Origin of the sequence: Pseudomonas sp. R2-7-07 (assembly GCF_003852355.1) — a bacterium.
Classification (GTDB): domain Bacteria; phylum Pseudomonadota; class Gammaproteobacteria; order Pseudomonadales; family Pseudomonadaceae; genus Aquipseudomonas.
On the sequence record NZ_CP027759.1, the window covers coordinates 334,555 to 358,662 of the forward strand.

The 24,108-nt window shown below is 58.8% G+C and carries 21 protein-coding genes and 1 pseudogene; 7 read left to right on the top strand and 15 right to left on the bottom strand.

Annotation, left to right across the window (positions count from 1 at the left end; genetic code table 11):
• Positions 1 to 13: 13 nt before the first annotated feature.
• The 4 genes from tauA to C4J86_RS01395 all read right to left on the bottom strand — a co-directional run bounded on the left by tauA (position 14) and on the right by C4J86_RS01395 (position 5,747).
• Complete coding sequence (tauA, locus tag C4J86_RS01380) at positions 14 to 991, bottom strand: taurine ABC transporter substrate-binding protein (protein WP_124369208.1); 978 nt, start codon at positions 989 to 991, stop codon at positions 14 to 16.
• 250 nt (positions 992 to 1,241) lie between these two features.
• The gene (gene gshA, locus C4J86_RS01385) at positions 1,242 to 2,825 is read right to left on the bottom strand and encodes a glutamate--cysteine ligase (protein ID WP_124369209.1); all 1,584 of its coding nucleotides are present in this window, start codon (positions 2,823 to 2,825) and stop codon (positions 1,242 to 1,244) included.
• Positions 2,826 to 3,039: 214 nt separating this feature from the next.
• Entirely contained in the window at positions 3,040 to 3,423 is a 384-nt protein-coding gene (locus C4J86_RS01390) for a PaaI family thioesterase (RefSeq protein WP_124369210.1), read from the bottom strand.
• Positions 3,423 to 5,747: a Tex family protein gene (locus C4J86_RS01395; RefSeq protein ID WP_124369211.1), complete on the bottom strand. Its 2,325-nt coding sequence runs from the start codon at positions 5,745 to 5,747 to the stop codon at positions 3,423 to 3,425. Before C4J86_RS01395 ends, C4J86_RS01390 begins: the two co-directional genes overlap by 1 nt.
• Positions 5,748 to 6,102: 355 nt before the next feature.
• On the opposite strand from C4J86_RS01395, the gene ompR reads away from it, so the two are divergent.
• Positions 6,103 to 6,843 carry a two-component system response regulator OmpR gene (gene ompR / locus C4J86_RS01400; protein ID WP_003236035.1) on the top strand — a complete coding sequence of 247 codons (741 nt, stop codon included), beginning with the start codon at positions 6,103 to 6,105 and terminating at the stop codon, positions 6,841 to 6,843.
• 116 nt (positions 6,844 to 6,959) lie between these two features.
• Positions 6,960 to 8,273, top strand: a complete 1,314-nt coding sequence (locus C4J86_RS01405; protein ID WP_124360795.1) for an ATP-binding protein — start codon at positions 6,960 to 6,962, stop codon at positions 8,271 to 8,273.
• Between the two features lie 141 nt (positions 8,274 to 8,414).
• Here C4J86_RS01405 and rimK read toward each other — a convergent pair whose 3' ends face one another.
• The 3 genes from rimK to C4J86_RS01420 are packed head-to-tail and all read right to left on the bottom strand — an operon-like array spanning position 8,415 to position 10,591.
• The gene (rimK, locus tag C4J86_RS01410) at positions 8,415 to 9,320 is read right to left on the bottom strand and encodes a 30S ribosomal protein S6--L-glutamate ligase (protein ID WP_057725432.1); all 906 of its coding nucleotides are present in this window, start codon (positions 9,318 to 9,320) and stop codon (positions 8,415 to 8,417) included.
• Positions 9,317 to 9,766: an ATP-dependent zinc protease gene (locus C4J86_RS01415; protein WP_372239264.1), complete on the bottom strand. Its 450-nt coding sequence runs from the start codon at positions 9,764 to 9,766 to the stop codon at positions 9,317 to 9,319. The genes rimK and C4J86_RS01415 overlap by 4 nt, the downstream gene beginning before the upstream one ends.
• A 45-nt stretch (positions 9,767 to 9,811) precedes the next feature.
• A complete protein-coding gene (locus C4J86_RS01420) occupies positions 9,812 to 10,591 on the bottom strand; it encodes an EAL domain-containing protein (RefSeq protein WP_124369213.1) in 780 nt (259 codons plus the stop codon).
• Between the two features lie 116 nt (positions 10,592 to 10,707).
• Between C4J86_RS01420 and C4J86_RS01425 the strand changes: the two genes are divergently transcribed.
• The gene (locus C4J86_RS01425) at positions 10,708 to 11,115 is read left to right on the top strand and encodes an RNA-binding S4 domain-containing protein (protein WP_124360798.1); all 408 of its coding nucleotides are present in this window, start codon (positions 10,708 to 10,710) and stop codon (positions 11,113 to 11,115) included.
• Between the two features lie 142 nt (positions 11,116 to 11,257).
• Here C4J86_RS01425 and C4J86_RS01430 read toward each other — a convergent pair whose 3' ends face one another.
• Positions 11,258 to 12,190, bottom strand: coding sequence for a transposase (locus C4J86_RS01430; protein ID WP_124369104.1), 933 nt, complete (start codon positions 12,188 to 12,190; stop codon positions 11,258 to 11,260).
• A gap of 306 nt (positions 12,191 to 12,496) precedes the next feature.
• Entirely contained in the window at positions 12,497 to 13,300 is an 804-nt protein-coding gene (locus C4J86_RS01435) for a phosphatase PAP2 family protein (protein ID WP_124369214.1), read from the bottom strand.
• A gap of 122 nt (positions 13,301 to 13,422) precedes the next feature.
• On the opposite strand from C4J86_RS01435, the gene hslO reads away from it, so the two are divergent.
• The gene (hslO, locus tag C4J86_RS01440) at positions 13,423 to 14,325 is read left to right on the top strand and encodes an Hsp33 family molecular chaperone HslO (RefSeq protein WP_124369215.1); all 903 of its coding nucleotides are present in this window, start codon (positions 13,423 to 13,425) and stop codon (positions 14,323 to 14,325) included.
• A 179-nt stretch (positions 14,326 to 14,504) separates the two neighbouring features.
• Entirely contained in the window at positions 14,505 to 16,046 is a 1,542-nt protein-coding gene (locus C4J86_RS01445; protein ID WP_124360801.1) for a phosphoenolpyruvate carboxykinase, read from the top strand.
• A 58-nt stretch (positions 16,047 to 16,104) separates the two neighbouring features.
• Here the strand turns inward: C4J86_RS01445 and C4J86_RS01450 are convergent, their stop codons facing one another.
• The 6 genes and pseudogenes from C4J86_RS01450 to C4J86_RS01475 all read right to left on the bottom strand — a co-directional run.
• The gene (locus C4J86_RS01450) at positions 16,105 to 16,968 is read right to left on the bottom strand and encodes a DMT family transporter (RefSeq protein WP_256681717.1); all 864 of its coding nucleotides are present in this window, start codon (positions 16,966 to 16,968) and stop codon (positions 16,105 to 16,107) included.
• A gap of 163 nt (positions 16,969 to 17,131) precedes the next feature.
• Positions 17,132 to 18,280 (bottom strand): DDE-type integrase/transposase/recombinase, encoded by a 1,149-nt coding sequence (locus tag C4J86_RS01455; RefSeq protein WP_124369216.1) that lies wholly within the window; start codon positions 18,278 to 18,280, stop codon positions 17,132 to 17,134.
• A gap of 126 nt (positions 18,281 to 18,406) precedes the next feature.
• On the bottom strand, positions 18,407 to 18,727 hold the full coding sequence (locus C4J86_RS01460) for a DUF1493 family protein (RefSeq protein WP_256681376.1): 321 nt from the start codon (positions 18,725 to 18,727) through the stop codon (positions 18,407 to 18,409).
• A gap of 322 nt (positions 18,728 to 19,049) precedes the next feature.
• Entirely contained in the window at positions 19,050 to 19,532 is a 483-nt protein-coding gene (locus C4J86_RS01465; protein WP_124360803.1) for a hypothetical protein, read from the bottom strand.
• A 273-nt stretch (positions 19,533 to 19,805) separates the two neighbouring features.
• Positions 19,806 to 20,129, bottom strand: a complete 324-nt coding sequence (locus C4J86_RS01470; RefSeq protein WP_124369218.1) for a hypothetical protein — start codon at positions 20,127 to 20,129, stop codon at positions 19,806 to 19,808.
• A gap of 274 nt (positions 20,130 to 20,403) precedes the next feature.
• Positions 20,404 to 20,556 (bottom strand): annotated as a pseudogene (locus tag C4J86_RS01475) (YhfG family protein); the annotation flags it as partial.
• A gap of 162 nt (positions 20,557 to 20,718) precedes the next feature.
• On the opposite strand from C4J86_RS01475, the gene C4J86_RS01480 reads away from it, so the two are divergent.
• Positions 20,719 to 21,894 carry a tetratricopeptide repeat protein gene (locus C4J86_RS01480; protein ID WP_124369219.1) on the top strand — a complete coding sequence of 392 codons (1,176 nt, stop codon included), beginning with the start codon at positions 20,719 to 20,721 and terminating at the stop codon, positions 21,892 to 21,894.
• A 270-nt stretch (positions 21,895 to 22,164) separates the two neighbouring features.
• Complete coding sequence (locus tag C4J86_RS01485) at positions 22,165 to 24,102, top strand: ATP-dependent DNA helicase RecQ (protein WP_124369220.1); 1,938 nt, start codon at positions 22,165 to 22,167, stop codon at positions 24,100 to 24,102.
• The last annotated feature ends 6 nt before the right edge of the window (positions 24,103 to 24,108 follow it).

A 24,108-nucleotide genomic window follows, 5' to 3' on the forward strand; every position in this document is an offset into this window, starting at 1 on the left:
CGCGATGAACTCCTCAGTTAGTGATGAATTTGGCGCTGATGTAAGGGGCGTAGTCTGGGAGCACGGCATCGACCTTGCCCTGTTCCTTGAGGAACGCCGCAGTGTCGGTGACGGCCTTGGTGGTCGGCGCGCCCAGCAGGGTGACCTGGTCAGCGGCCAGCGGGTAGACGTTGCCTTGCAGCAGCAACGGAATGTCGCTGGCCTTGGCACCGGAGAGCTTCACCAGTTTGTCGACGTTGCCTTTGTCGGCGAGCCAGGCTTGTGGGTCTTTGCGGTAAGCCGCGTAGGCATCCAGGGTGACTTTGGCGAAGGCGGTGACGATTTCTGGATGCTTCTCGGCAAAATCCTTACGCACGATCCAGGCATCGAAGGTCGGTGCACCGAACTTGGCCAGCTCGCCGGAGGTGATCAACACCTTGCCGTTTTCTTTGGCTACGCCCAGGGCCGGGTCCCACACATAGGTGGCATCGATGTCACCGCGCTTCCAGGCGGCGATGATGGCGGGCGGTGCGAGATTGAGGATGGTCACTTTCGAGGGGTCGATGTTCCAATGCTTCAGCGCGGCCAGCAGGCTGTAGTGACCGGTGGACACGAACGGCACGGCGATCTTTTTACCGATCAGGTCCTGCGGGCTGTTTATCCCCGAACCCTCGCGCGCCACCAGGGCTTCGGCACCGCCGATCTGGGTGGCGACGAGGAAGGTCTGCACCGGTACGTTGCGGGTGATTGCGGCGGTCAACGGGCTGGAACCGAGGTAACCGATCTGCACGTCGCCCGAGGCGATGGCGGCGATGATATCGGCGCCATTGTCGAATTTGCGCCAGTCGATTTTGGCATTGGTGGCTTTTTCATAGGCGCCATCGGCCTGGGCGACTTTCGCCGGGTCGACGGTGGTCTGGTACGCGACGGTCACATCCGCCGCCTGGGCAAACAGGCTGGCACCGGCCAGGGACAACGCCGCCAGCAAGCGCAGGGGGGTCAGCAGTTTCAAAGGGAAGCTCCTCGATCAGGCGGCCGGGGGTCGGCGTGTGAGGAGACTAAATGATCTAAGAATCCGAAAATAAATAACATTTTCGAATTAGCTTAGTTACAGAAGTAACCGTGAATTTGAATGCACAGAGAGCAAATGTGGGAGGGGGCTTGCTCCCGATAGCGGTGGATCAGTCACTGATCGGTCGACTGACACTCTGCTATCGGGGGCAAGCCCCCTCCCACATTTTTAAAGCAGCTTCGGCGTTTAATCAGTTACTGATCGCCAGAATACTCGCCTGGTACGACCCCACGAACACATCGAAATCGCCCACTTCGTTTTGCTCAAGCTCCGCCTGCTGGGCCAGCGACGTCCGCGCCAGTTCCTCAAAGCGCGCCTGTTCCTCAGCGGGAAGCGGCTCCTTGCGGAAATACTCAGCATGCACCTCGCTCTGATGCAGGGAGAACTGCGCAAAGCTTTCCTTGCGCTCGGCCATCGCTGCCAGCACCTGAGCCGACGGCGTCAGTGACGGGTCATTGACCTTCGCCAACTGCGCGTCCAGTGCCTGGCTGTGCTCAGTGATGCCGTGGCTTGCATCGAGCAGGGCGGCCAGGGGGGCGATGTGTTCCAGCAGCTCGGTGGCCCACTCTTTCATATCCACCGCTTGGCCCTCACGCTGCAATTGCAGGCCCGGACGGCGACCTTCCTTGACCACGCTGAGGAAGTTGGAGGTGGCATTCCCACATTCATTATTGGCGAACAGCGGGCTGTCATTCAGCGCGCAATACAGCAGGAACGCATCGAGAAAGCGCGACTCTGGAAGATCTATGCCCATCGGCAGGAATGGGTTGATGTCCAGGCAGCGCACTTCGATGTACTGGATGCCTCGCGCCATCAGGGCCTGGATCGGCCGTTCGCCGGTATAGGTCACGCGCTTGGGGCGGATGTTGGAGTAGTACTCGTTTTCGATCTGCAGGATGTTGGTGTTGAGCTGCACCCATTCACCGTCCTTGTGCGTGCCGACTGCGACATAGGGCGCGTAGGGCGTTGCCACCGCTTCGCGCAGGCTGTCGGTGTAGCTGGCCAGGTCGTTGTAGCACGGCGTCAGGCCAGCCTGGGCGTTGCTCTGGTAACCCAGGTCGCTCATGCGCAGGCTGGTGGCGTACGGCAGGTACAGGGTGTCGGCGTCGAGCACTTCAAGCTGGTGCGAGCGACCGCGCAGGAAGCCGGCGTCCAGGGCCGGCGACGCACCGAACAGGTACATCAACAGCCAGCTGTAGCGCCGGAAGTTACGGATCAGCGCGATATAGGCGGTGGACTGATAGTCGCGGTCAGTGCCGACAAACCCTTCGGCTTCCTTGAGCAGCGGCCACAGCTGTTCCGGCAGCGAGAAGTTGTAGTGGATACCGGCAATGCACTGCATGGTCTTGCCGTAGCGCAGGGCCAGGCCCTTGCGATAAACGTACTTGAGCTGCCCGATATTGGAGGTGCCGTAGTAGGCAATCGGAATATCTTCCTCGGCCGGCAACGGGCACGGCATCGAGGGGCTCCACAGGTACTCGCTGCCCAGCTTGGTGTAGGCAAAGCGGTGGATCTTGTCCAGGCTGCTCAGGGTATCGGCCGGGTTGGGCAGCGCGGGGGTGATGAACTCCAGCAGCGATTCCGAGTAGTCGGTCGTGATCTGTTCGTGAGTCAACGCGGCGCCCAGGGCTTCCGGATGCGGCGTCTGGGCCAGGCGGCCCTCGCTGGTGACGCGCAGGCATTCACGCTCGATGCCATGCAGGCAGTGCTCTAGCAGGGAGAGGTGTTCGCGCTTGCCGAGCAGAGCCAGGCGGCGGTTGAGAAGTTCGCTCAAGTTGGATTCCTTCACGCGTCAGTCGCCCCAATATGGGGGTGGGCAAGACGGTCTACAAGGGTGAAGTTGAAACTGGCGTGATCGCCTGGTTCTGAGTCGATTTGACCCGCTCTGAATATGCCGACTTCACTCCATGAATTGGGCTACAGCGCAGCGAGAAAATTCCGACGCTGTTGTCACAGCGCCGAAATTAACTCAAATCATGGGCGGGGAGCTATAGGACAGCGAACGTGCCCTGTGCTTTTGCGACAAGTCTGTCGCCCTGGTACACGTCGGCTTCGACTACTAATGTGCGCCTGCCGGCGTGAATCACCCGGCTGGTGCACAGTACGTCACCGTCTTCCACGGCGCGGATATAGTTGATTTTGCACTCGATGGTCGCGCTCTGCTGGTCGAACCCATGGGCGCTGGAGCAGGCCAGGCCCATGGTGATGTCCACCAGGCTGAAAATCGCGCCGCCATGCAGCTTGCCGCCGCGATTGCGCAAACGCGGCTCCAGGCTCAGGGCCACCTCGGCAACGCCCTCATCCAGGCGCTGCAGGCGGCAGCCGATCAGTTCGCTGAACGCGCTCTGGGTCAAACCGGCCGGAATCTCCATCAGCGCTTCTTCAACTGTTTGGCGTTGGCGAACAGCGAAGCCATGGCGTTGTTGCTCGGTGCGGCTGTCGCGGTTTCCTTGCGCGGCGCGGTGTTCTGCGACGAGCGCGGGGCCGAGCCAGGACGAGCACCACGGGCGCCGTCGATTTTCTCGCCGGGGGTGTCGCTCATGCGCATCGACAGGCCCACGCGTTTACGTGGGATGTCGACTTCCATCACCTTGACCTTGACCACGTCACCGGCCTTCACCGCTTCGCGGGGATCCTTGATGAATTTCTCCGAAAGCGCAGAGATATGCACCAAACCGTCCTGATGCACACCGATATCCACGAAGGCGCCGAAGTTGGTCACGTTGGTCACCACGCCTTCGAGGATCATGCCCAGTTGCAGATCCTTGAGGTCTTCGACACCGTCCTGGAATTCGGCGGTCTTGAATTCGGGGCGCGGGTCGCGGCCGGGTTTTTCCAGCTCTTGCAGGATGTCGGTGATGGTCGGTACGCCGAAGGTTTCGTCGGTGTACTTCTTCGGGTCCAGGCGCTTGAGGAACGCCGCGTCGCCGATCAGCGAGCGGATGTCGCGGTCGGTTTCGGCAGCGATTCGTTGCACCAGCGGATAGGCTTCCGGGTGAACCGCAGAGGCATCCAGCGGGTTATCGCCGTTCATCACGCGTAGGAAACCGGCGGCTTGCTCGAAGGTTTTCTCGCCCAAACGCGCGACCTTTTTCAGCGCGGCGCGGGTTTTGAAAGCGCCGTTCTCGTCGCGGTGAGTCACGATATTCTGCGCCAGGGTAGCGTTGAGGCCAGAAATACGTGCGAGCAGCGCCACGGAAGCGGTGTTCACGTCCACACCCACGGCGTTCACGCAGTCTTCCACCACAGCATCCAGGCCACGCGCCAGCTTGAGCTGCGACACGTCGTGCTGGTATTGGCCGACGCCGATGGATTTAGGATCGATCTTCACCAGTTCGGCCAGTGGGTCCTGCAGGCGACGGGCAATCGACACGGCGCCGCGGATCGACACATCGAGGTCCGGGAACTCCTTGGACGCCAGTTCCGAGGCCGAGTACACCGAAGCGCCTGCCTCGGAGACCATGACCTTGGTCATCTTCAGGGCCGGGTATTTTTTGATCAGCTCGGCGGCCAACTTATCAGTTTCGCGGCTGGCGGTGCCGTTGCCGATGGCGATCAGGTCCACGGCGTGCTTGGCGCACAGGGCGGCCAGGATGGCGAGGGTCTGGTCCCACTTGTTGTGCGGTACGTGCGGGTAGACGGTGGCGTGGTCGAGCAGCTTGCCGGTGGCGTCGACCACCGCGACCTTGCAGCCGGTGCGCAGGCCCGGGTCCAGGCCCAGGGTGGCGCGTGGGCCCGCCGGAGCGGCCAGCAGCAGGTCATGCAGGTTGTGGGCGAATACGTTGATCGCCTCGGTTTCGGCGCCGTCGCGCAGCTCGCCGAGCAGGTCGGTTTCCAGGTGGGTATAGAGCTTGACCTTCCAGGTCCAGCGCACGACCTCACTGAGCCACTTGTCCGCAGGACGATTCTGATTCTGAATGCCGAATTGTTGACCGATCATGCCCTCGCACGGGTGCATGGTGCCCGGCAGCTCGTCGCCGACTTTCAGCGCGGAGCTGAGAATGCCCTCGTTACGGCCACGGAAAATCGCCAGGGCGCGGTGGGACGGCATGCTCTTGAGGGGCTCGTCGTGTTCGAAGTAATCGCGGAACTTGGCGCCTTCTTCCTCTTTGCCGGCGATGACGCGGGCGCTGAGGATGGCTTCCTGTTTCAGGTAGGTACGCAGTTTTTCCAGCAGGCTGGCGTTTTCCGCGAAGCGCTCCATCAGGATGTACTTGGCGCCTTCCAGGGCAGCCTTGATATCGGCGACGCCTTTTTGCGCGTCGACAAAGCGCGCGGCTTCGGTTTCCGGGGTGAGCGACGGGTCATTGAACAGGCCGTCGGCCAGGTCGCCCAGGCCCGCTTCCAGGGCGATCTGGCCCTTTGTGCGACGTTTCTGTTTATACGGCAGGTAAAGGTCTTCGAGGCGGGTCTTGGTGTCGGCGAGCTTGATGTCGCGTTCCAATTGCGGAGTCAACTTGCCCTGTTCCTGGATGCTGGCCAGGATGCTGATACGCCGCTCGTCGAGTTCTCGCAGGTAACGCAGGCGTTCTTCCAGGTGCCGCAGCTGGATGTCGTCAAGGCTGCCGGTCACTTCTTTTCGGTAACGGGCGATGAAAGGCACCGTGGAGCCTTCATCCAGTAGCGCGACGGCCGCTTCGACCTGTTGTGGGCGTACACCGAGTTCCTCGGCGATGCGGCTGTTGATGCTGTCCATAAAACCACCTGAAATTCTGAAAAGCAGCTCGCAGGCCCGAAACACAAGGCTTTGCGAGGCTGGTTGAGCGGCCCGACTGGCGCCGCTGCCTGGGTCAAGAGACAGTCTGTTGACCCTCGAAATCGAAAAAACACGACAAGCGGGTAAAAAAAGCCTGGCAGTAAACGGTAACGATCTGACGTTGCCCTGCACGAAGGCGCCGCATTATAACCAGCGTTCTGCCCTTGGGGGCTACTGCGCCAGTGGTCGTAGAGCGCGGCTTGGCTGGCAGTAGAGGAAAAATCTGCTAACAATGCACACGGTGCGTATAACGGCAGCTAGGCCATAATGCGCGCCGAGATAAGAGGAGCATCTAATGAGCAGCACTGCACAAACTGCTGAAGGCGAAAAAATTCTCATCGTTGACGACGATCCGGGGCTGAGCAGCCTGCTGGAGCGTTTTTTCAACTCCAAAGGCTACCGGGCGCGCGCGGTGCCGAACACCGAGCAGATGGACCGCCTGTTGGGGCGCGAAGTGTTCAATTTGGTCGTGCTCGACCTGATGCTGCCCGGCGAAGACGGCCTGACCGCCTGCAAGCGTCTGCGCGGTGCGAACAACCAGATCCCGATCATCATGCTCACTGCCAAGGGTGATGAGCTGAGCCGCATCAAGGGTCTTGAACTGGGCGCTGATGACTACCTGGCCAAGCCGTTCAACCCGGACGAGCTGATGGCGCGGGTCAAGGCCGTATTGCGCCGCCAGGCCCCGTCGGTACCGGGTGCGCCGGGCAGCGAAGACGAAAGCGTGACCTTTGGCGACTACGAGTTGTCCCTGGCGACCCGCGAGCTTAAGCGTGGCGACGAAGTGCACATGCTCACTACCGGCGAATTCGCGGTGCTCAAGGCCCTGGTGATGAACGCTCGCCAGCCGCTGACCCGCGACAAGCTGATGAACCTGGCCCGTGGCCGAGAATGGGACGCCCTGGAGCGGTCCATCGACGTGCAGATCTCCCGACTGCGCCGGATGATCGAGCCGGACCCTTCCAAGCCGCGGTATATCCAGACGGTGTGGGGTGTGGGTTATGTGTTTGTGCCGGATGGCACCGCAACCAAGTGACCGATGATTTGCAGGGGCGGGCATCCGGCGTTTGATTCCATGAGGATCGACGGGGTGTCCGGCGTCTGCAATTCTGCGAGCGCCGCTCGTTCCTGCAAGGTGTCTAGCTGTCTCCTATGAAAACCCCGCTGTGGTTCCCGCAAAGTTTCTTCTCCCGCACCCTTTGGCTGGTGCTGATCGTCGTTCTGTTTTCGAAGGCACTCACACTGGTTTATCTCTTGATGAACGAGGACGTGCTGGTGGATCGACAGTACAGCCACGGCGTCGCCTTGACGTTGCGCGCCTACTGGGCCGTAGACCCTGAGAACCGTGAAAAGGTAGCCAAGGCCTCAACCCTGATCCGGGTTGATGGGGCCGGCGTGCCTGAGGGCGAACAGCATTGGCCCTATAGTGAGATCTACCAGCGCCAGATGCAGGCGGAACTGGGCGACGACACCGAGGTGCGGCTGCGCATGCATGTGTCGCCGGCGCTGTGGGTGAGGGCGCCCAGCCTGGGAGATGCCTGGATCAAGGTACCGCTGTATCCGCACCCGTTGCGCGGGCAGAAAATCTGGAACGTATTGGGCTGGTTCCTCGCCATTGGCTTGCTTTCAACCGCGTCCGCATGGATTTTCGTGCGCCAGCTCAATCAACCGCTCAAACGCCTGGTGTTCGCGGCCCGCCAATTGGGGCAGGGGCGCAGCGTGCGCCTGCCGGTCAGCGATACGCCCAGTGAGATGACCGAGGTGTACGGCGCGTTCAACCAGATGGCGGAGGATGTCGAGCAGGCCGGGCGCGAGCGCGAGCTGATGCTGGCGGGCGTGTCCCATGACCTGCGCACACCGTTGACGCGATTGCGCTTGTCCCTGGAGTTGATGGGCAACCATACCGACCTCACCGATGACATGGTGCGCGACATCGAGGACATGGACGCGATTCTGGACCAGTTCCTGGCATTCATCCGTGATGGGCGCGACGAGGTAGTGGAGGAGGTTGACCTGACCGATCTGGTACGTGAAGTGGTCGCACCCTACAACCAGAGCGGTGAGCAGGTGCGCCTGCGCCTGGAACCGATTCAGCCGTTTGCGTTGCGCCGGGTGTCGATGAAGCGCCTGCTGAACAACCTGATCGGCAATGCCTTGCATCATGCCGGTTCGGATGTGGAAGTGGCGGCGTACGTGTCTGGCGACAGCGCTGCGCCCTATGTGGTGCTGAGCGTGATGGACCGCGGCACCGGTATCGACCCGGCGGAACTGGAGGCCATCTTCAACCCGTTCACCCGTGGCGACCGCGCCCGGGGCGGTAAAGGTACCGGCTTGGGCTTGGCGATTGTGCGGCGGATTGCGTCGATGCATGGCGGCAATGTCGAATTGCGCAACCGCGAAGAGGGCGGGCTGGAGGCACGGGTGCGCCTGCCGCTTGGGTTGATGTTGCCCCGGGATGCGGTCTAACAGACAACATGAATCAAATAGTGGGAGGGGGCTTGCTCCCGATAGCAGAATGTCAGTCAATGCAGATGTGACTGACCCACCGCTATCGGGAGCAAGCCCCCTCCCACATCTGAACTGATGGTGTGTCAGGGGCAGAGCTTTTCAGCCCTTTCCCTTGGTCCGGGTCATGTTCGGCCCGCCATTTTTTTCCAGATGCTCAATGATGATCCCCGCCACATTTTTGCCCGTGGTGGTCTCGATCCCTTCCAGGCCCGGCGATGAGTTCACCTCCATGACCAACGGGCCATGATTGGAGCGCAGGATATCCACGCCCGCCACGGCCAACCCCATGACCTTGGCTGCACGCAGCGCGGTCATGCGCTCCTCCGGGGTGATCTTGATCAGGCTCGCGCTGCCGCCACGGTGCAGGTTGGAGCGGAACTCACCCGGCTTGGCCTGGCGCTTCATGGCGGCAATCACCTTGTCGCCCACCACGAAGCAGCGGATATCCGCACCGCCCGCTTCCTTGATGTACTCCTGCACCATGATGTTCTGCTTGAGGCCCATGAACGCCTCGATCACCGATTCCGCCGCCGTTGCCGTTTCGCACAGCACCACGCCAATGCCCTGGGTGCCTTCCAGCACCTTGATCACCAGCGGCGCGCCATTGACCATTTCGATCAGGTCAGGGATGTCATCCGGGGAGTGGGCAAAGCCGGTGACCGGCAGACCGATCCCCCGGCGCGACAGCAGCTGCAGCGAGCGCAACTTGTCCCGCGAGCGCGCGATGGCCACGGATTCATTCAGCGGGAAGACCCCCATCATTTCAAACTGGCGCAGCACCGCGCAGCCATAGAACGTCACCGAGGCGCCGATGCGCGGGATCACCGCGTCAAAGCCTTCCAGCGGCTTGCCGCGGTAGTGGATCTGCGGCTTGTGGCTGGCAATGTTCATATAGGCCCGCAACGTGTCGATCACCACCATTTCATGGCCACGTTCAGTGCCGGCCTCGACCAGGCGGCGGGTGGAATACAGACGCGGATTTCGCGACAGCACAGCAATCTTCATGCAGCACCTGGGGCTGAAATAGTAGAGACCGGGAACACCGGCTTGTCTTGAACGTACTTGACGCCCGGGCTGACCACCAAATGGCCGTCAATCAGCGCCTTGGAGCCTAGCAACAGGCGATAACGCATGGCTTTGCGGCAAGCCAGGGTGAATTCCACCCGCCACACCCGATCGCCCAACGCCAGGGTGGTGCTGATCACGTAGCGCACCTGCGCATGGCCGTTGGAGCTCTTGATGGTTTTCATCGTTACCAGGGGCGCTTCGCAGCGGCGGTGACGCAGTTGCACCACGCTGCCCAAGTGGGCGGTAAAACGCACCCATTTCTCGCCATCACGTTCGAACGGCTCGATTTCAGTGGCGTGCAGGCTCGAGGTACTGGCGCCGGTGTCGATCTTGGCGCGCAGGCCAGCCACTCCCAAGTCGGGAAGCGCCACCCACTCTCGCAGACCCACAACGGTCAAATGGTCAAATGTCTTCAATATGGGTACCGGTCAATGTGCCCAGGCGTCAGGCGAAACCTTGGCCAGGGCATTGAATGCGGGCTTGGCGAACCAATAGCCCTGCATTAGAAATATTCCACAGTCGGAGAGGAAGTCCCGCTCGCCGGCACTTTCGATGCCTTCGGCGATGACAGTAACCCCCAACTGCTCACAGATTGTGACAATCCCCCGGACGATCACCTGACGGACACGGTCTTGATCGACATCGCGAATCAGCGCCATGTCGAGTTTGATCAGGTCCGGCTGGAAATCGGCCAGCAGATTCAGCCCCGAATAGCCCGCGCCGAAATCATCGATGGCGGTCTTGAAGCCGAATTCGCGGTATTCACGCAGAATATTCGTCAAATGGCGATTGTTATCTACATGCTCGCTTTCCAGTGTCTCGAAAATCAGTCGGTCCAGCGGAAACTTGTGCGCGCGGGCAGCCTCCAGGGTACTGCTAATACACAGTTCGGGCCGGTATACGGCATTGGGCATGAAATTGATGGAAAGGTGCGTTTGCATGCCCAGGGCGGCGGCGCCGGCGATTGCCTGGGTGCGGCAGCGCTGGTCGAAGCGGTAGCGATTGGTTGCGTTGACGTGGGCCAGCACCGACGACGCGCCTTCACCCTGGATGCCGCGCACCAAGGCTTCATTGGCGAATATCGAATGATCACGCAGGTCTACGATAGGCTGGTAGGCGAAAGCAAAATCGAACCCCAGAGGCTCGCTTTGCTGGCAACCCACGCACCGCTGGTTGGGCGAGGTGAGTGAAACGGGAAAGTCGGTCACAGCGTGTCCTCGCGAAAACAGAGTGCTACCTGGCGTATCTTAGGTGAGCCTCAGGGTTTATGCGTCGAAGCGTTTCAACGGTAAGGTTGCGACATTTTTCAGAGCGAGGAATTCAAGTGGCTCAAAAACAGGAAGAGGAAGAAAAGGTCCGCCTGGACAAGTGGCTGTGGGCCGCGCGTTTCTACAAAACCCGTGCCCTGGCCAAGGCCGCTATCGAGAGCGGCAAGGTGCACCATCGCGGCGAGCGCTGCAAGCCGGGGAAGGAACCGCGTGTCGGTGACGAGTTTCAGATTCGTACAGGGTTCGATGAAAAGACTGTCGTGGTTCAGGCGCTTTCCGCCGTGCGCCGGGGTGCGCCAGAAGCGCAGACACTGTATGTGGAGACCCAAGCCAGCATTGCCAAGCGCGAGAACGCTGCGGCCATGCGCAAGGCGGGTGCTTCAGGTTTGACCACCGACGGCAAGCCGAGCAAGAAGCAACGCCGGGATTTGTTCAAGTTTCGCGGTAGTGGCAATGATGATTGATTGCGCAAATCTCCAACCCAAAGGAGATCAAAATGTGGGAGCAACTGTCTTAATGGATTCAATTCAGAAGTCATTTCTCATAGGCAGCAAAGCTCCCACAGCCTTAGGCCGTGCGATGTTGAACGAAGTAGCTGCTACCGCGCTAAGCGGTGCGCTCTATCCATTCAGTACGGTCGCGCAGCATCGCGTTCAGGCGTACCAACAAAACGCGCATACAGGCGATCAACGCGACTTTGGCGCATTTCCCTTTATCACGTAGCGCCTTATATCGAGTCCCGAATTCTGGCTGGTCCCGGATGACCACCCAACAGGCCATGTAAAGTGAGCGACGAGCTGAAAACCTTCCGCCACTGATATGACGTGCACCTTTATGCCTTCCGCTGTCGTTGTTGTACGGAGCGAGTCCCGCTAATGCTGCGATAGGGCGTCCGCCAATTTCTCCCAGCTCGGGCAGGTAAGCCATAAGACTGGTGGCAGTAACCAACCCGATGCCTTTGACTGAACACAGTCGAGCCACCTTTTCGCTATCTAGCTCGTTCGCACTTTGACGAATTAGTTGATCTATCGCCTCCACTGCCGTGTTCAAATAGTCGATATGGCTCTGCAATGCAGGCTTTACCGCATCGCAGGAAGCAGTTTTCAGGCGTCGTCTGTCGTCATCTCTTTGCTGAACAAAATGTTCCCGCTGCTGGACCAACGCGCGCAGCTTGTCGTGTTCCGGGCTTGTGATTCGGGCACTTGGCGAGTCTAGAATGGCTGCATAGTGCGCCAGAGACTTTGCGTCTATCGGGTCGGTTTTGGCTTTTTGACCCATCGCTCTGGAAAACTCTTTGGCGCGACGGGGGTTAACGCACATAACCTCAAGGCCGGCAGCCTGGGCCGCTTTGACGACTTTGCGCTCGTAGCCGCCCGTGGCTTCCACCAACACGCGATTAACCTGGTAAAGCATTAGCCAACCGATCAACGCCGGTAACTCTCTTTCAGTGTTGGAACAGCTTACCCCAGCTTCAAGTGAATGAATCCGAACCTCAAGACTGTCTTTGGAAACATCAATGCCTGCGGAACAGGAAAACATGGCCAAATCCTCTTACACTTAGAGTGAGAGCGCTCTGGCTTGGCCCACGCTTGTAACTGTTCGAGGTGGGCTCGTTCAACTGTTCGGGCTCATGTCCAGAGCGGAGAGGTGAGTAGCAGCGTGGGCTCCCACACGTGCTTTAAGCACTCGGGGCATTCAGCTTGCTACTCACCGCTCTCACCCTCAGTCTAATCCTGACTCAAGACACAAGGGGGCTTGCCCCCGATTGCGGTAGGTCAGCTACCTATAAGCTGACTGATCCACTGCTATCGGGAGCAAGCCCCCTCCCACATTTAGCTGGCGGTGTTAACGGGCTGTACGTATCACACTCAATCGCCCGATCACCGGCAATTTGCCGAGCAACCCGAAAACCGGCGCTGTTACCCGCAACAGGAACCCCGACACCTTCGCTGCAAACGGCGTGTAGTAACCCCAACCCAATGCCAACAGCGCCAGCAAAACCCCGCCGATGTAATCGTCCTGGCCCCAGTGCGCGCCTGCTACGAGCCGCGGCATCATGAACAACAGCGCCAGGCCCCAGATCACCAGCACCTGGCCGATGCGCTTGGCGAACACGGTCATGAACATCGCCCAGATCAACAATACCGACGCATGATCGCCGGGAAAGCTCTGGCTCGATCGGTCTTTCAGTTCCCAGGTTTTCTCCAGTCCAGGGAAAAAATCACTCATCTGCACTGCGCCGCCGATCACCATCGACGGGCTGCTGTGCTGCCAACCCATCTGCGCCGCGAGTTTGGAAAACAGCATGCGGATAAACAGCAACAACAAAAGAATGCTGAGGAAGCCAAAGAACGCTTGGCGCACCTGCACGGCCTTGAACACCCAGTCGCCGCGTATCAGCAATGCCAACAGGATCACCCCGACGACCGCATCAAATGGCCGCAGGCTCGCCACGGCCCACACATGCAACCAAGTGGAGTTGCTCGCCAGCGGACCATTGAGCAGATGAAACAGCCACTCGTCGAAAACCACACACAGCATCTGCCCCGTGGGCCACAGCCAAAAACACAGCAGCGCGATAGCGAGTAGATTGCAAAGAGCCCATCGCCGGAGGTTCCAGTTCGCTTGGAACAAACCCGGATTGTTCATAAACTGTCCCTCATCGCTCTATTAGCTCCTTGTTTCAGGAGAATCCGCACCAATATGGTGCTAAAGCGTTTAATTTTATAAACGTTGTAATCATTTTGTCATCACTTCAGATACCCAGACCTATGACTGATCTACCGGATACCGACTTCACCCAACGCTTTATCTTTGACGAGAACGACGCCCGCGGCGAATTGGTTTCGTTGGAGCTCAGCTATGCCGAAGTCCTTGCCAAACACGCGTATCCGGAGCCGGTCGCGCAGTTGCTCGGTGAGTTGATGGCAGCGGCTTCGCTGCTGGTGGGCACGATGAAATTCGATGGCTTGCTGATCCTGCAGGCGCGTTCCGAAGGTCCGATCCCGATGCTGATGATCGAGTGTTCCAGCGAGCGCGAGATTCGTGGCCTGGCCCGTTATGACGTCGACCGGATTACACCGGATGCCACCTTTTCCGAGCTGATGGCCGATGGCGTGCTGGCGATCACCGTTGACCCCACCGAGGGCCAGCGCTACCAGGGCATCGTTGACCTCGACGGCGAGACCTTGGCGGACTGCTTTACCAACTATTTCGTAATGTCCCAGCAAGTCGGCACCAAGTTCTGGCTCAACGCCGACGGCAAGCGCGCTCGCGGCCTGTTGTTGCAGCAATTGCCGGCTGACCGGATCAAGGATGAGGATGAGCGCACGGATAGCTGGCGCAAGCTGACCGCCCTGGCGGGCACCCTGACCGCTGAAGAATTGCTGGCCCTGGACAACGAGACCATCTTGCACCGCCTGTACCACGAAGAGGCCGTGCGCCTGTTCGACGAACAGTCCCTGCGCTTCAATTGCAGCTGCTCCCGCGAGCGCTCGGCCAATGCCCTGGTCAGCCTGGGCCTGGAAGATGCGCAAAATCTGGTGGTGGAGCACGGTGGCCATATCGAGATCGACTGCCAGTTCTGCAACGAGCGTTATCTGTTCGATGCTGCCGATGTTGCCCAATTATTCGCCGGCGCAGGCATCGACACCCCTTCCGACACCCGCCACTAAAACGTTTAAGCAGAGGTAAATCACCTGTCAAATGCCGGATTAGAGGCGTTCTGACGGGAGGACCCTACTTTTTTTGGGCTTTTCTGGCATAATCCGGCCCACTTTTTTCGCGGTAGTAGTGCGCAACTTTCTACTACAAAACGTTTGGAGCACTCGGCCATAGGCCGACGGGGAACCTCATGACGCAAGCCAATAACGCCGTATACACCGATCTGAGTGTTGACGATCTGGTCAAAGAAGCCCTGCAGCGCGGTGAAGGCGTGCTTGCCGATACTGGCGCGCTGGTCGTAGAAACCGGTCACCGCACCGGTCGTTCGCCGGTCGATCGTTTCATCGTTGAAGAGCCGACTACCCAGGCCGCAATCGCCTGGGGCCCGATCAACCGCAAGTTCCCGGCCGACAAGTTCGATGCCCTCTGGGCTCGCGTCGAGGCCTTCAACAATGCGCAAGAGCACTTCGTTTCCCACGTTCACGTAGGGGCTGCCGAAGACCACTACCTGGCCGTGAAAATGACCACCCAGACGGCCTGGCAGAACCTGTTCGGTCGTTGCCTGTTCATCAACCCGGCGCAGTACAACCCGGCCGGTCGTGAAGAGTGGCAAGTGCTCAACGTCGCCAACTTCGAGTGCGTGCCAGAGCGTGACGGCACCAACTCCGACGGTTGCGTGATCCTCAACTTCGCCCAGAAAAAAGTGCTGATCGCCGGCATGCGTTACGCCGGTGAAATGAAGAAAGCCATGTTCTCGGTGCAGAACTTCCTGCTGCCGGCCGCCGACGTACTGCCGATGCACTGCGCCGCCAACATCGGTGAAGCAGGCGATGTGACCCTGTTCTTCGGCCTGTCCGGCACCGGCAAGACCACCCTGTCCGCCGACGAAAGCCGTTACCTGATCGGTGACGACGAGCACGGTTGGGGCGAAGGCGTGGTGTTCAACATCGAAGGCGGTTGCTATGCCAAGTGCATCGACCTGTCCGAGCAGAACGAGCCGGTTATCTGGAAGGCCATCAAGCACGGCGCCGTGCTGGAAAACGTCGTCATCAACGAAGCCGGGCATGCCGACTACGCCGATGTCAGCCTGACCCAGAACAGCCGCGCCGCCTACCCGCTGGAACACGTTGCCAAGCGTTCCGAGAAGAACCTGGGCGGCGAGCCCAACGCGGTGATCTTCCTGACCTGCGACCTCACCGGCGTCCTGCCGCCCGTGTCGATCCTCAGCGAAGAACAAGCGGCCTACCACTTCCTGTCCGGCTACACCGCACTGGTGGGCTCGACCGAAATGGGTTCGGGCAGCGGCATCAAGTCGACTTTCTCCACCTGCTTCGGCGCACCGTTCTTCCCGCGCCCGGCCGGTGAGTACGCTGAGCTGCTGATCAAGCGCATCCGCGGCTTCGGCTCCAAGGTCTACCTGGTCAACACCGGCTGGACCGGCGGCGGCTACGGCGTCGGCAAACGCTTCAACATCCCGACCACGCGCGGCGTGATCGCAGCAATCCAAAGCGGCGCGTTGATCGGTGCCGAAACCGAACACCTCGACACCATCAACCTCGACGTGCCATTGGCCGTGCCGGGTGTTGAGACTGGCCTGTTGAACCCACGTAACACCTGGGCTGACAAAGCTGCCTACGATGAAGCGGCGAAGGCGTTGGCTGGGTTGTTCATCGAGAACTTCAAGAAGTTTGAAGTGAGCGATGCGATCAAGGCTGCAGGGCCTAAGTTGTAAGACTCGTTTGTTGTGAAAAAGCCGCCTCTTGTGGGCGGCTTTTTTTGTGCGCAAAAGGTCAGTCGGCGATGTGCAAAACCACTGCTCCGACCAGAACCAGCACAACCCCCAGCACCTGCACCGCCGTCAGCCGCTCCTTGAAAAACACAAACCCCAGGATCGCTGCAATCCCTCCTGACAGCGTACTGATCACCGTCACCACCGAAACCGACCCTGCCATCGCCCCCCACGAAAACGCCGAGAAACCACCGAGGTTCATCACGCTCGCTCCGGTCAATGTCGCGCAGTTTTTCAGCGGCGGGATTTTCAAGCCGTCCTTGATCTTCAGCACCATCATCACCATTACGCACCCCCCAACCAGGTAACCCAGCCACAGCATGGTGATGGGTCCCAGCGCTGGCAGCGTATAGCGGCCTTGCAGCCAGAAACTGGTGCCGTACAGCAGCGCGGCGAGCATGGCGTAGGCGATGGACAGGCGCGGTTTGTTTTGGGGTACGCCGTTGTCCTTATGGAGGCTGGAAAGGATCACGCCGATGACGCACAGGCCGATACAGCCGAGTTGGATCAGGCTGATCTGCTCGCCGCTGGCCCAGGACAGCAAGGTAGTGACTACGCCGTATGAGGTCACGAGTGGCGCAACGATGGCGGCTTTGCCCAGGGCGAAGGCCTTGGACAATGCGAGGGCGCCGGACACGGTGAGCAGCGCGGCCGCGATACCCAGGAGCCAGACGCTCAAGGGCGCATTGAGGGATTTGAAAAAGAAGGCAGGAAAACTGACCAGCAGCAGGGTCATGATCAAAAAACCGAGGGCTTGGCCGAAATACACCGCGCGTTTAACACCAACGGCCCGGGCGTTGAGGCCCACCAGAAAGTCCGTGCCGCCCCAGAGCAGGGCGGCCAGCAGGCCCATCGTTACGTCCATGTAAGGTCCTTGTTATGTATCGCTCGGCAGATTTGCGCAAAGCTAATGTGGGAGGGGGCTTGCCCCCGATTGCGGTGTAACAGACAAAAATTTGCTGGCTGGCATACTGCTATCGGGGTGTAGAACCGTAGACATCGTTTACAACTGAAACCGGGGACATCGTTTACACATTTGAGGCCTGGACGCGGGTCATACCGCGTCCAAATCTCCCCAAGGGATAATCACATAGGTACAGATCCCAAACATCATCTTCAGCTTCTCTGAGTCCTATCCGTTCCCCAGACAATGCCTCGCTGATAAATACCAACTTGCCGTTCCACTTGATCGACCCGTCCTGTCTGACGCTTCGAACCTTCATTTCGGACGGATACTCCACATCCGGCAAGCATCCTGGGTAAATCCGGGTAGACGGCACATACACGTCCCCTGGACGCTTCATGCCGAGCGCTTCATGAGGGCGCACGTAATTGAACTCATGCCTGAAATGCTCCAGCAAAAGCTGCTGCTCGATTAAGTTTTCTCCTAAGGGCAGCTCCAGTTTCAAGCTACGGTGCATCCGCTCATGGCGACCATTTTGGGCCGGTCTTCCTGGCATGGTGCGCTCCGGATAGATGCCCAGACGTATCCACCAAACTGCCAGCGTGGACATTCTTGCCAGGCCAGGAGAGGCAAACGGAACCCCGTTGTCCGAGCGGATAACTTCGGGCATGCCGTACTCCTGAAACAGTCTCTCAAAGGCGTGTTTAACAGGTTCAGTCTTGATCTTTGAATGAGCCCTGCACGCCAAAATCATCCGGGACGCGTGGTCTGTGATGGTCAAAGGGAAGCACATCTGCGCGTTATGCATTTTGAATTGCCCTTTGTAGTCGGCGCACCACGTCTGGTTAGGTTCGTTGGCCTCGCGCATTGCTACAGGGGAAGTACCGTGTCTGCGCTTGAAGCGCCGCTTTTGGACGAGCCCAAGTCGATCAAGCCATTGGCCTGCTGTACTTGGGGAAGGCCAGGCGATGGAGGGATCCTCAAGCCGCAATAGCTCGAGAAGCTTCTTCGGACCCCATTTATCGTGCGCCTCCTTCATCGCCACCACACGAGCCAGGATTTCATCGTCGGTTTTATTGGGGCTGTTGTGAGGGCGTCGGGACAGTTCGGCTAAAGACTTTAAATCGCCATTGTGCCGGCCGATCCATTTGTCGACGGTAGGCCGACTTACGTTAAAGCGGCGCGCCAGCTGGCTTTTGGTGTAGTTACCAGAAAGCCAGTCAGCGACCAGTCTGATTCGTTGATTCATCGGAGACTCTTGGTTCCAGGGCATGATCAGTTACCTCCTGATCATGCGTATTAACCTGTAAACCATGTCCCCGGTTAGAAATGTAAACGATGTCCCCGGTTTGTACCGGGGCAAGCCCCCTCCCACATTTGGATATCAGCGTTCTTTAGATCAGCTCAGATTTTCCAGCGTCTGTGTGTCCCAGCTGTGGGTCTTGATCGCCAGGTAGAGCATACCAATGGTCAGCGGGACTTTGTCGCTATGCCCCTTGGCCCGGCGCTTGAGAAACACGTCGAAGACCGGTGGGTTGAAGTAACGATAAGTGTCGTAGTCGCCCAAGTCGAGGGCGAACTCCTGCTCCAGTGCTTCCATCAGTTGCTTGGCCTCGCTGCCGTCACAGCCCAGGTCGAAATTGAGTGAGGTTTGCAGATGGATGGTCTTGTGTTTCGGCAGGCCGATTTCTTCGTGCAGCAGTTGCAGGAGTTGCTGCATGGCGGGGTCTTTGGGGAAGTTGGGGGCGAGGTTCACGGTAGGGGCACGCAGGAGTGGGTGAGGGGGACGGTTGCGTTGGTGGCGATACTTGTTTTGGCTTTTTAACAAAATGATGCCTGTTACAAAAGCGATGACCGGCAGGCTCTCTGTTTGTGTCTCCCTTATCCAAGAGGTGGCGCAGAATAAGATTGTCGGACCGCTCACCACGAGTATGAGCCCAAAAGCCTTTCTGAATACGGGCCGCTTGATTGTTTTGTCGGCTAAAGCGGCAAGTGCCAAGAGTAGAATCAGATTTATCCATTGGATGTACATGGTTATCGTATTAGCCACCCTGAAATTGTCGGACCATTGACGAGAGAGATCGCTGAGGGCCGATGCCTCCGTTGACCTGAGCGTCGATCCCTATAACGACGTCACCGGCGTGATAGCTACGAATGAGGCCTTTGATAGTCAGACCTACGGCTGCTCCTGCGGCGAGTCCAACTGCTGGAGATGCCAGACTCATTGGCGCTGATACCGCGCCGCTGATTAATCCTGCAACGATTTCCCCGCGAATGTTGAGCAAGTCGGCATGTTGCCGGGTGATTGGCTTCGAGATGCCGATGGTGATTTTGCAAGGCAAATCACGGGCAAGCATTTTGTCGTATAAATCTACGAGCCGCTGGCGCAGCTCATTTGCGAATGTGCCTGCTTCCAGTAGGCATAGGTTTGCCAGTGCGTGCCGGTTGGCTGGTAAGGCTATAAGGCGAAGCACCGTGAAGGTGATGCCATAATGGCCGATGTATTGAGTCCTTTCGATGTTCACGGGTGTCCGCCGAGAAAGTTGAGACCGCGCTATTTTCATTCAGCTACGGGTAACTTCTGTAGACGTTAGGTGGGTATTTGGAGCAGTTTGGGAAGGGGATGTCGCGGTGTTTGGAAGTTTCTTACAGCGGTTTCCGGCATTTGTGCCTTGGCAGCGACGCCATAGGTAAAACTGGTCAAATGTGGGAGTCGGGCTTGCCCGCGTTGACGTTGGGTCAGGTGTGGAAATTTCGCCTGATGCTCCGCTATCGCAGGCAAGCCAGCTCCCACAGGGTTAGCTGTGTGGCTGGCCAGTTTGTGTTGGACTGTCGGCCGCCGGCTGTAGCTGCACGTGTTGCGCCGCTTCCAGCAAATCACATCCGTCCTGGACGAGCAGGTACAAGGCGTTGGTGATGTGGGAGATGTCTTTGAGGTCGGCTTGTTCGAAGGTCAGGCAGGAGAAGGTTTCCAGTAGGTCCGTAGCTGCGCGGATGCGTTGGTGGGCGGCGGACTGGATGTCTTCGGCTTTGGCTTCGGTGTCGATGACGAGGGGGTAGGTATCGGTGAAGTTAGTGCGCAGAATGCGATAACGATTGGTTGGGAGGTTGGGCTTTGTCATTTCAGTTCCAATACAGATTCAAAGAAATACACCAAACGAGTTGGCACGTTTGTCCCTGCTGTTTTTCGGATGACCAAACCCGGTCGCTGATTTGGCAGCGACGGAACGAACCTTAGAAGTGAGTGTGTTCTCGGGCAATAAACGAATGGTTTAACTGTTCATGGCCTCAGATCATTCCCACGCTCCTGCGTGGGAATGCATCCCGTGACGCTCTGCGTCACCAACACCTGCGGTTCAAGCCGTGCAGTGCTGAGGCGTCGAGTTCGCGAGGCAGATACCAGGCAAGGACCGCGGCTCTCGTCGGCAGAGCATTGTCGACATCGGACGGTTGGGTGTCAAAGCCTGCCAGACGCAAGCTGGCGAGATAGTTGGAGCGTTGTATCTGCTTGTAGTAAGCCTGTTTCTGCTTGAACGTCATCTCTTCCACGGCGCAGTTCTCCAAGACAGAGGCTGGTTTCATCGTGCGGTCAGTGTTCGCTATAACCACGTCACATTCTTTGTAAAAAATCCGCCAGCGTGCTGAATTCAGCGTATGTTTCACCGCAAAATCTTGTAGGGCAATTCCGCCCACTACTTAAAGGGAATTAGCATGGGTTTGCTTCGTGTCGCTTCGGCGATGTCATTGTGTGCGGTGGCTTTTTCCGTTCAGGCCGAGCAGTTGCCGATCGAGGTGCTGAGTGCGGTGGTCAAGGACCAGAAAATCGCCGACGCCGAGGTGCTGCTGCAACGCAACGGTGCGCAGAACGTGGTGGGCCGCACCAACGCTCAAGGGCAGGTGACGCTGACCAGCGAGGCGGCTGACGACGCCAGCAATCTATTGATCATCAAAAAACCGGGCTATTCCAACCTGGTGGTGAAGTGCCCCTGCAAAGGCATGACCTACGCCATCAGCCCAGTGATGGAAAACCTCGATGGCTTGCGCGTGGTGCTGAGCTGGGGCCAGACGCCGGACGATCTCGACTCCCATATGATCTTCCCCGGCAACAATATCTACTTCGAGAACAAGACCGGCACTGACGCCGAGCTGGATGTGGATGACACCGACAGCTACGGCCCGGAGACCATCACCCTGCAGAAAAAACACTACGGTGAAAGCTACGTTTACGCTGTGCATGACTACAGCAACGGCGGCAATCCAGGCTCGCGTCAGTTGTCCAACAGTGAAGCCAAAGTATTCGTGTACATGGGCCAATCGCTGGTGCGCACCTACTACGTGCCGAAAAACCGCAGCGGTAACCTGTGGACCGTGTTCCGCATGACCGGCAGTGGCGATTTCCAGGACATCAACACCTTCAGCGGCGTGACCGTGAATGCCGCCAATGTACTCAACGAAGTCAAACCATTGCTGGACGACAGCGTTGCCGTTACCGCAGTAGCCGTCAGCTCTTCCGCACAGACCGACGCGAAGCGTCTGAACGTGCAGGGTGAAGCTGCTTACCAGGCGGGTAATCTGGACCAGGCGATTGATCTGTTCCGACAGGCCATTGATCTGGATAACGGCTTCGGTAAAGCTTATGGCAACCTCGGCCTGGCGTATCAGAAGGCTGGCAACACCGCCGAGTCGATCTGGGCCAACCGCAAGGCCATCGCCCTGGCGACGGGGGCCAATGCGGCAACCGTACGCGCGGGTGCCTACTACAACATTGCGCGAATCTACGAAGCGGCGGGCCAGTTCCCGGATGCGCTGCGTCACTACCAGTTGGCCAAGGAGCAGAAGGCCAATCCGGTGTACGACACGGCGATTGAGCGGGTGCAGAACCGCTGATTCGGTTGTAGCGCGGTTTTGAAATGTGGGAGGGGGCTTGCTCCCGATAGCAGTGGGTCAGTGAGTTATTTGTAGCTGATCCACCGCCATCGGGGGCAAGCCCCTTCCCACATTTGGTTGTTGGTGTTCCTACAGTCGTATTTGGCCCAAGGCCATTGCTGCACCCTGTGTATCATCCTGTCTCTTTTTTCCATGCGACCTTTCTCGATCCGCTGAACTTAATGGGCTACGTTTTTAACCCACGTTCAACGGTCAATGGAGTGACAGCCTATGCACGACACCCTCCAGCAGGTCTTTGGTTATCCACAGTTTCGTTTGGGCCAGGAAGAGACGGTCAGCGCCGTGCTGGCCGGTCGTTCGGCGGCCGCTATTTTCCCCACCGGGTCGGGCAAGTCTCTGTGTTATCAACTGTCAGCCGTATTGCTGCCACACCTGACGCTGGTGGTGTCGCCGTTGTTGGCGTTGATGCAGGATCAGTTGGGTTTCCTGAAGCGCCACGGTATTTCAGCGGGCAGTATCGACTCGGCGCAAAGCCGCGAGGACGCCAATGACGTGATGGCTCGCGCACGTTCCGGGGAGTTGAAAATCCTGATGATTTCCGTGGAACGCTTGAAAAATGAGCGTTTCCGCAACTTCCTGCAAAGTGTGCAGCTCTCGCTGCTGGTGGTGGATGAGGCGCACTGCATTTCCGAGTGGGGCCACAACTTCCGTCCGGACTATCTGAAGCTTCCGGACTACCAGCGCCAGTTCAAGATCCCACAAGCGCTGCTGCTGACGGCTACGGCCACGCCCAAGGTAATTACCGATATGCAGGCCAAGTTCGCCATTGCGCCGCAGGATGTGATTACCACGGGCTTTTACCGGCCCAACCTCAACTTGTTGGTAGAACCGGTGAGCGGCGCGGACAAACGCCGGCGTCTCGTGCAATGGATGAGCGAGCGGGCCAATCAGCCGAGCATCGTCTACGTCACCCTGCAAAAAACCGCCGAGCAGATCGCCGAGCACCTGAACCGTAACGGCATCCAGGCCGAGGCGTATCACGCCGGTTTGCCCCATGATAAACGCGAGGGCATCCAGCAGCGTTTCATGGGCGGGCGCTCCAATTGCATCGTCGCCACCATCGCGTTTGGCATGGGCATCGACAAAAGTGATATCCGCAATGTGGTGCACTTCGACCTGCCCAAATCCATCGAAAATTACAGCCAGGAAATCGGCCGCGCCGGGCGCGATGGCCAGCCTTCGGACTGCCTGGTGCTGGCCAATCGCGACAGCCTCAATGTGCTGGAAAACTTCGTGTACGGTGATACGCCGGAGCAGGAAGGTATCCGTCGAGTGCTGGAAGAGGTGCAGGCCGCGCGAGACGAGGGCCAATGGGAGTTTTTACTCAGGTCTTTATCGGACCACAGTAACATTCGCGAGCTGCCGTTGAAGACGCTGCTGGTGCAGTTGGAGCTCAAGGGCGTGATCGCGCCGCGCTACGCGTTTTATGCCGAGTACCGTTTCAAGTACCTGATCGAACCCGAGGCCTTGCTGGCCCGGTTTTCCGGGGAGCGGCAACAGTTTGTCGCGGCGATCATCCAGGTGTGCAAGCGCGCGAAAACCTGGGCGACAGTGGATTTCGACGCGCTCTACCAGCAGCACAACGCCGAGCGCAGTCGTGTGGTGAAAGCGTTGGATTACTTCCAGGAACAGGGCCTGATCGAATTGGAGAGCAAGCAGATGACCGAGGTCTACAGCTTGCTGAACACCGATTTCGACCCACAGGTACTGAGCGCCGAGTTATACACAGGCTTCAAGCAGCACGAGGTGACAGAAGTGGCGCGGATTCACGCCATGCTTGATCTGTTCGCCACCGAGCAGTGCCTGGGGCAACGCCTGGCGCGCTATTTTGGCGACGAAGATGTACCTGAGCGTTGCGGGCATTGCTCGGTGTGCCACGGGCACGTCGCCCATCTACCGCCGCCGCCGCGCCTGCCGCCGCTTGTGGATAAAAACTTTATGGGGCTGTGCGGTGATTTTATCCACAGGCATCATGAGCACACCGGCCAATTGCCGGGTGCGGAACGGCTGACGCGCTTTCTGAGTGGGATCAGCGTGCCGTTGTTCACCAAGTTGAAGGCGCGGGGCATTCCCGGTTTCGCTGCGCTGGAGGACTACCCCTACGCCGAGGTTCGTGAGTGGGCCGAAGCCCATTTGAATGACCTGTAAACTCCT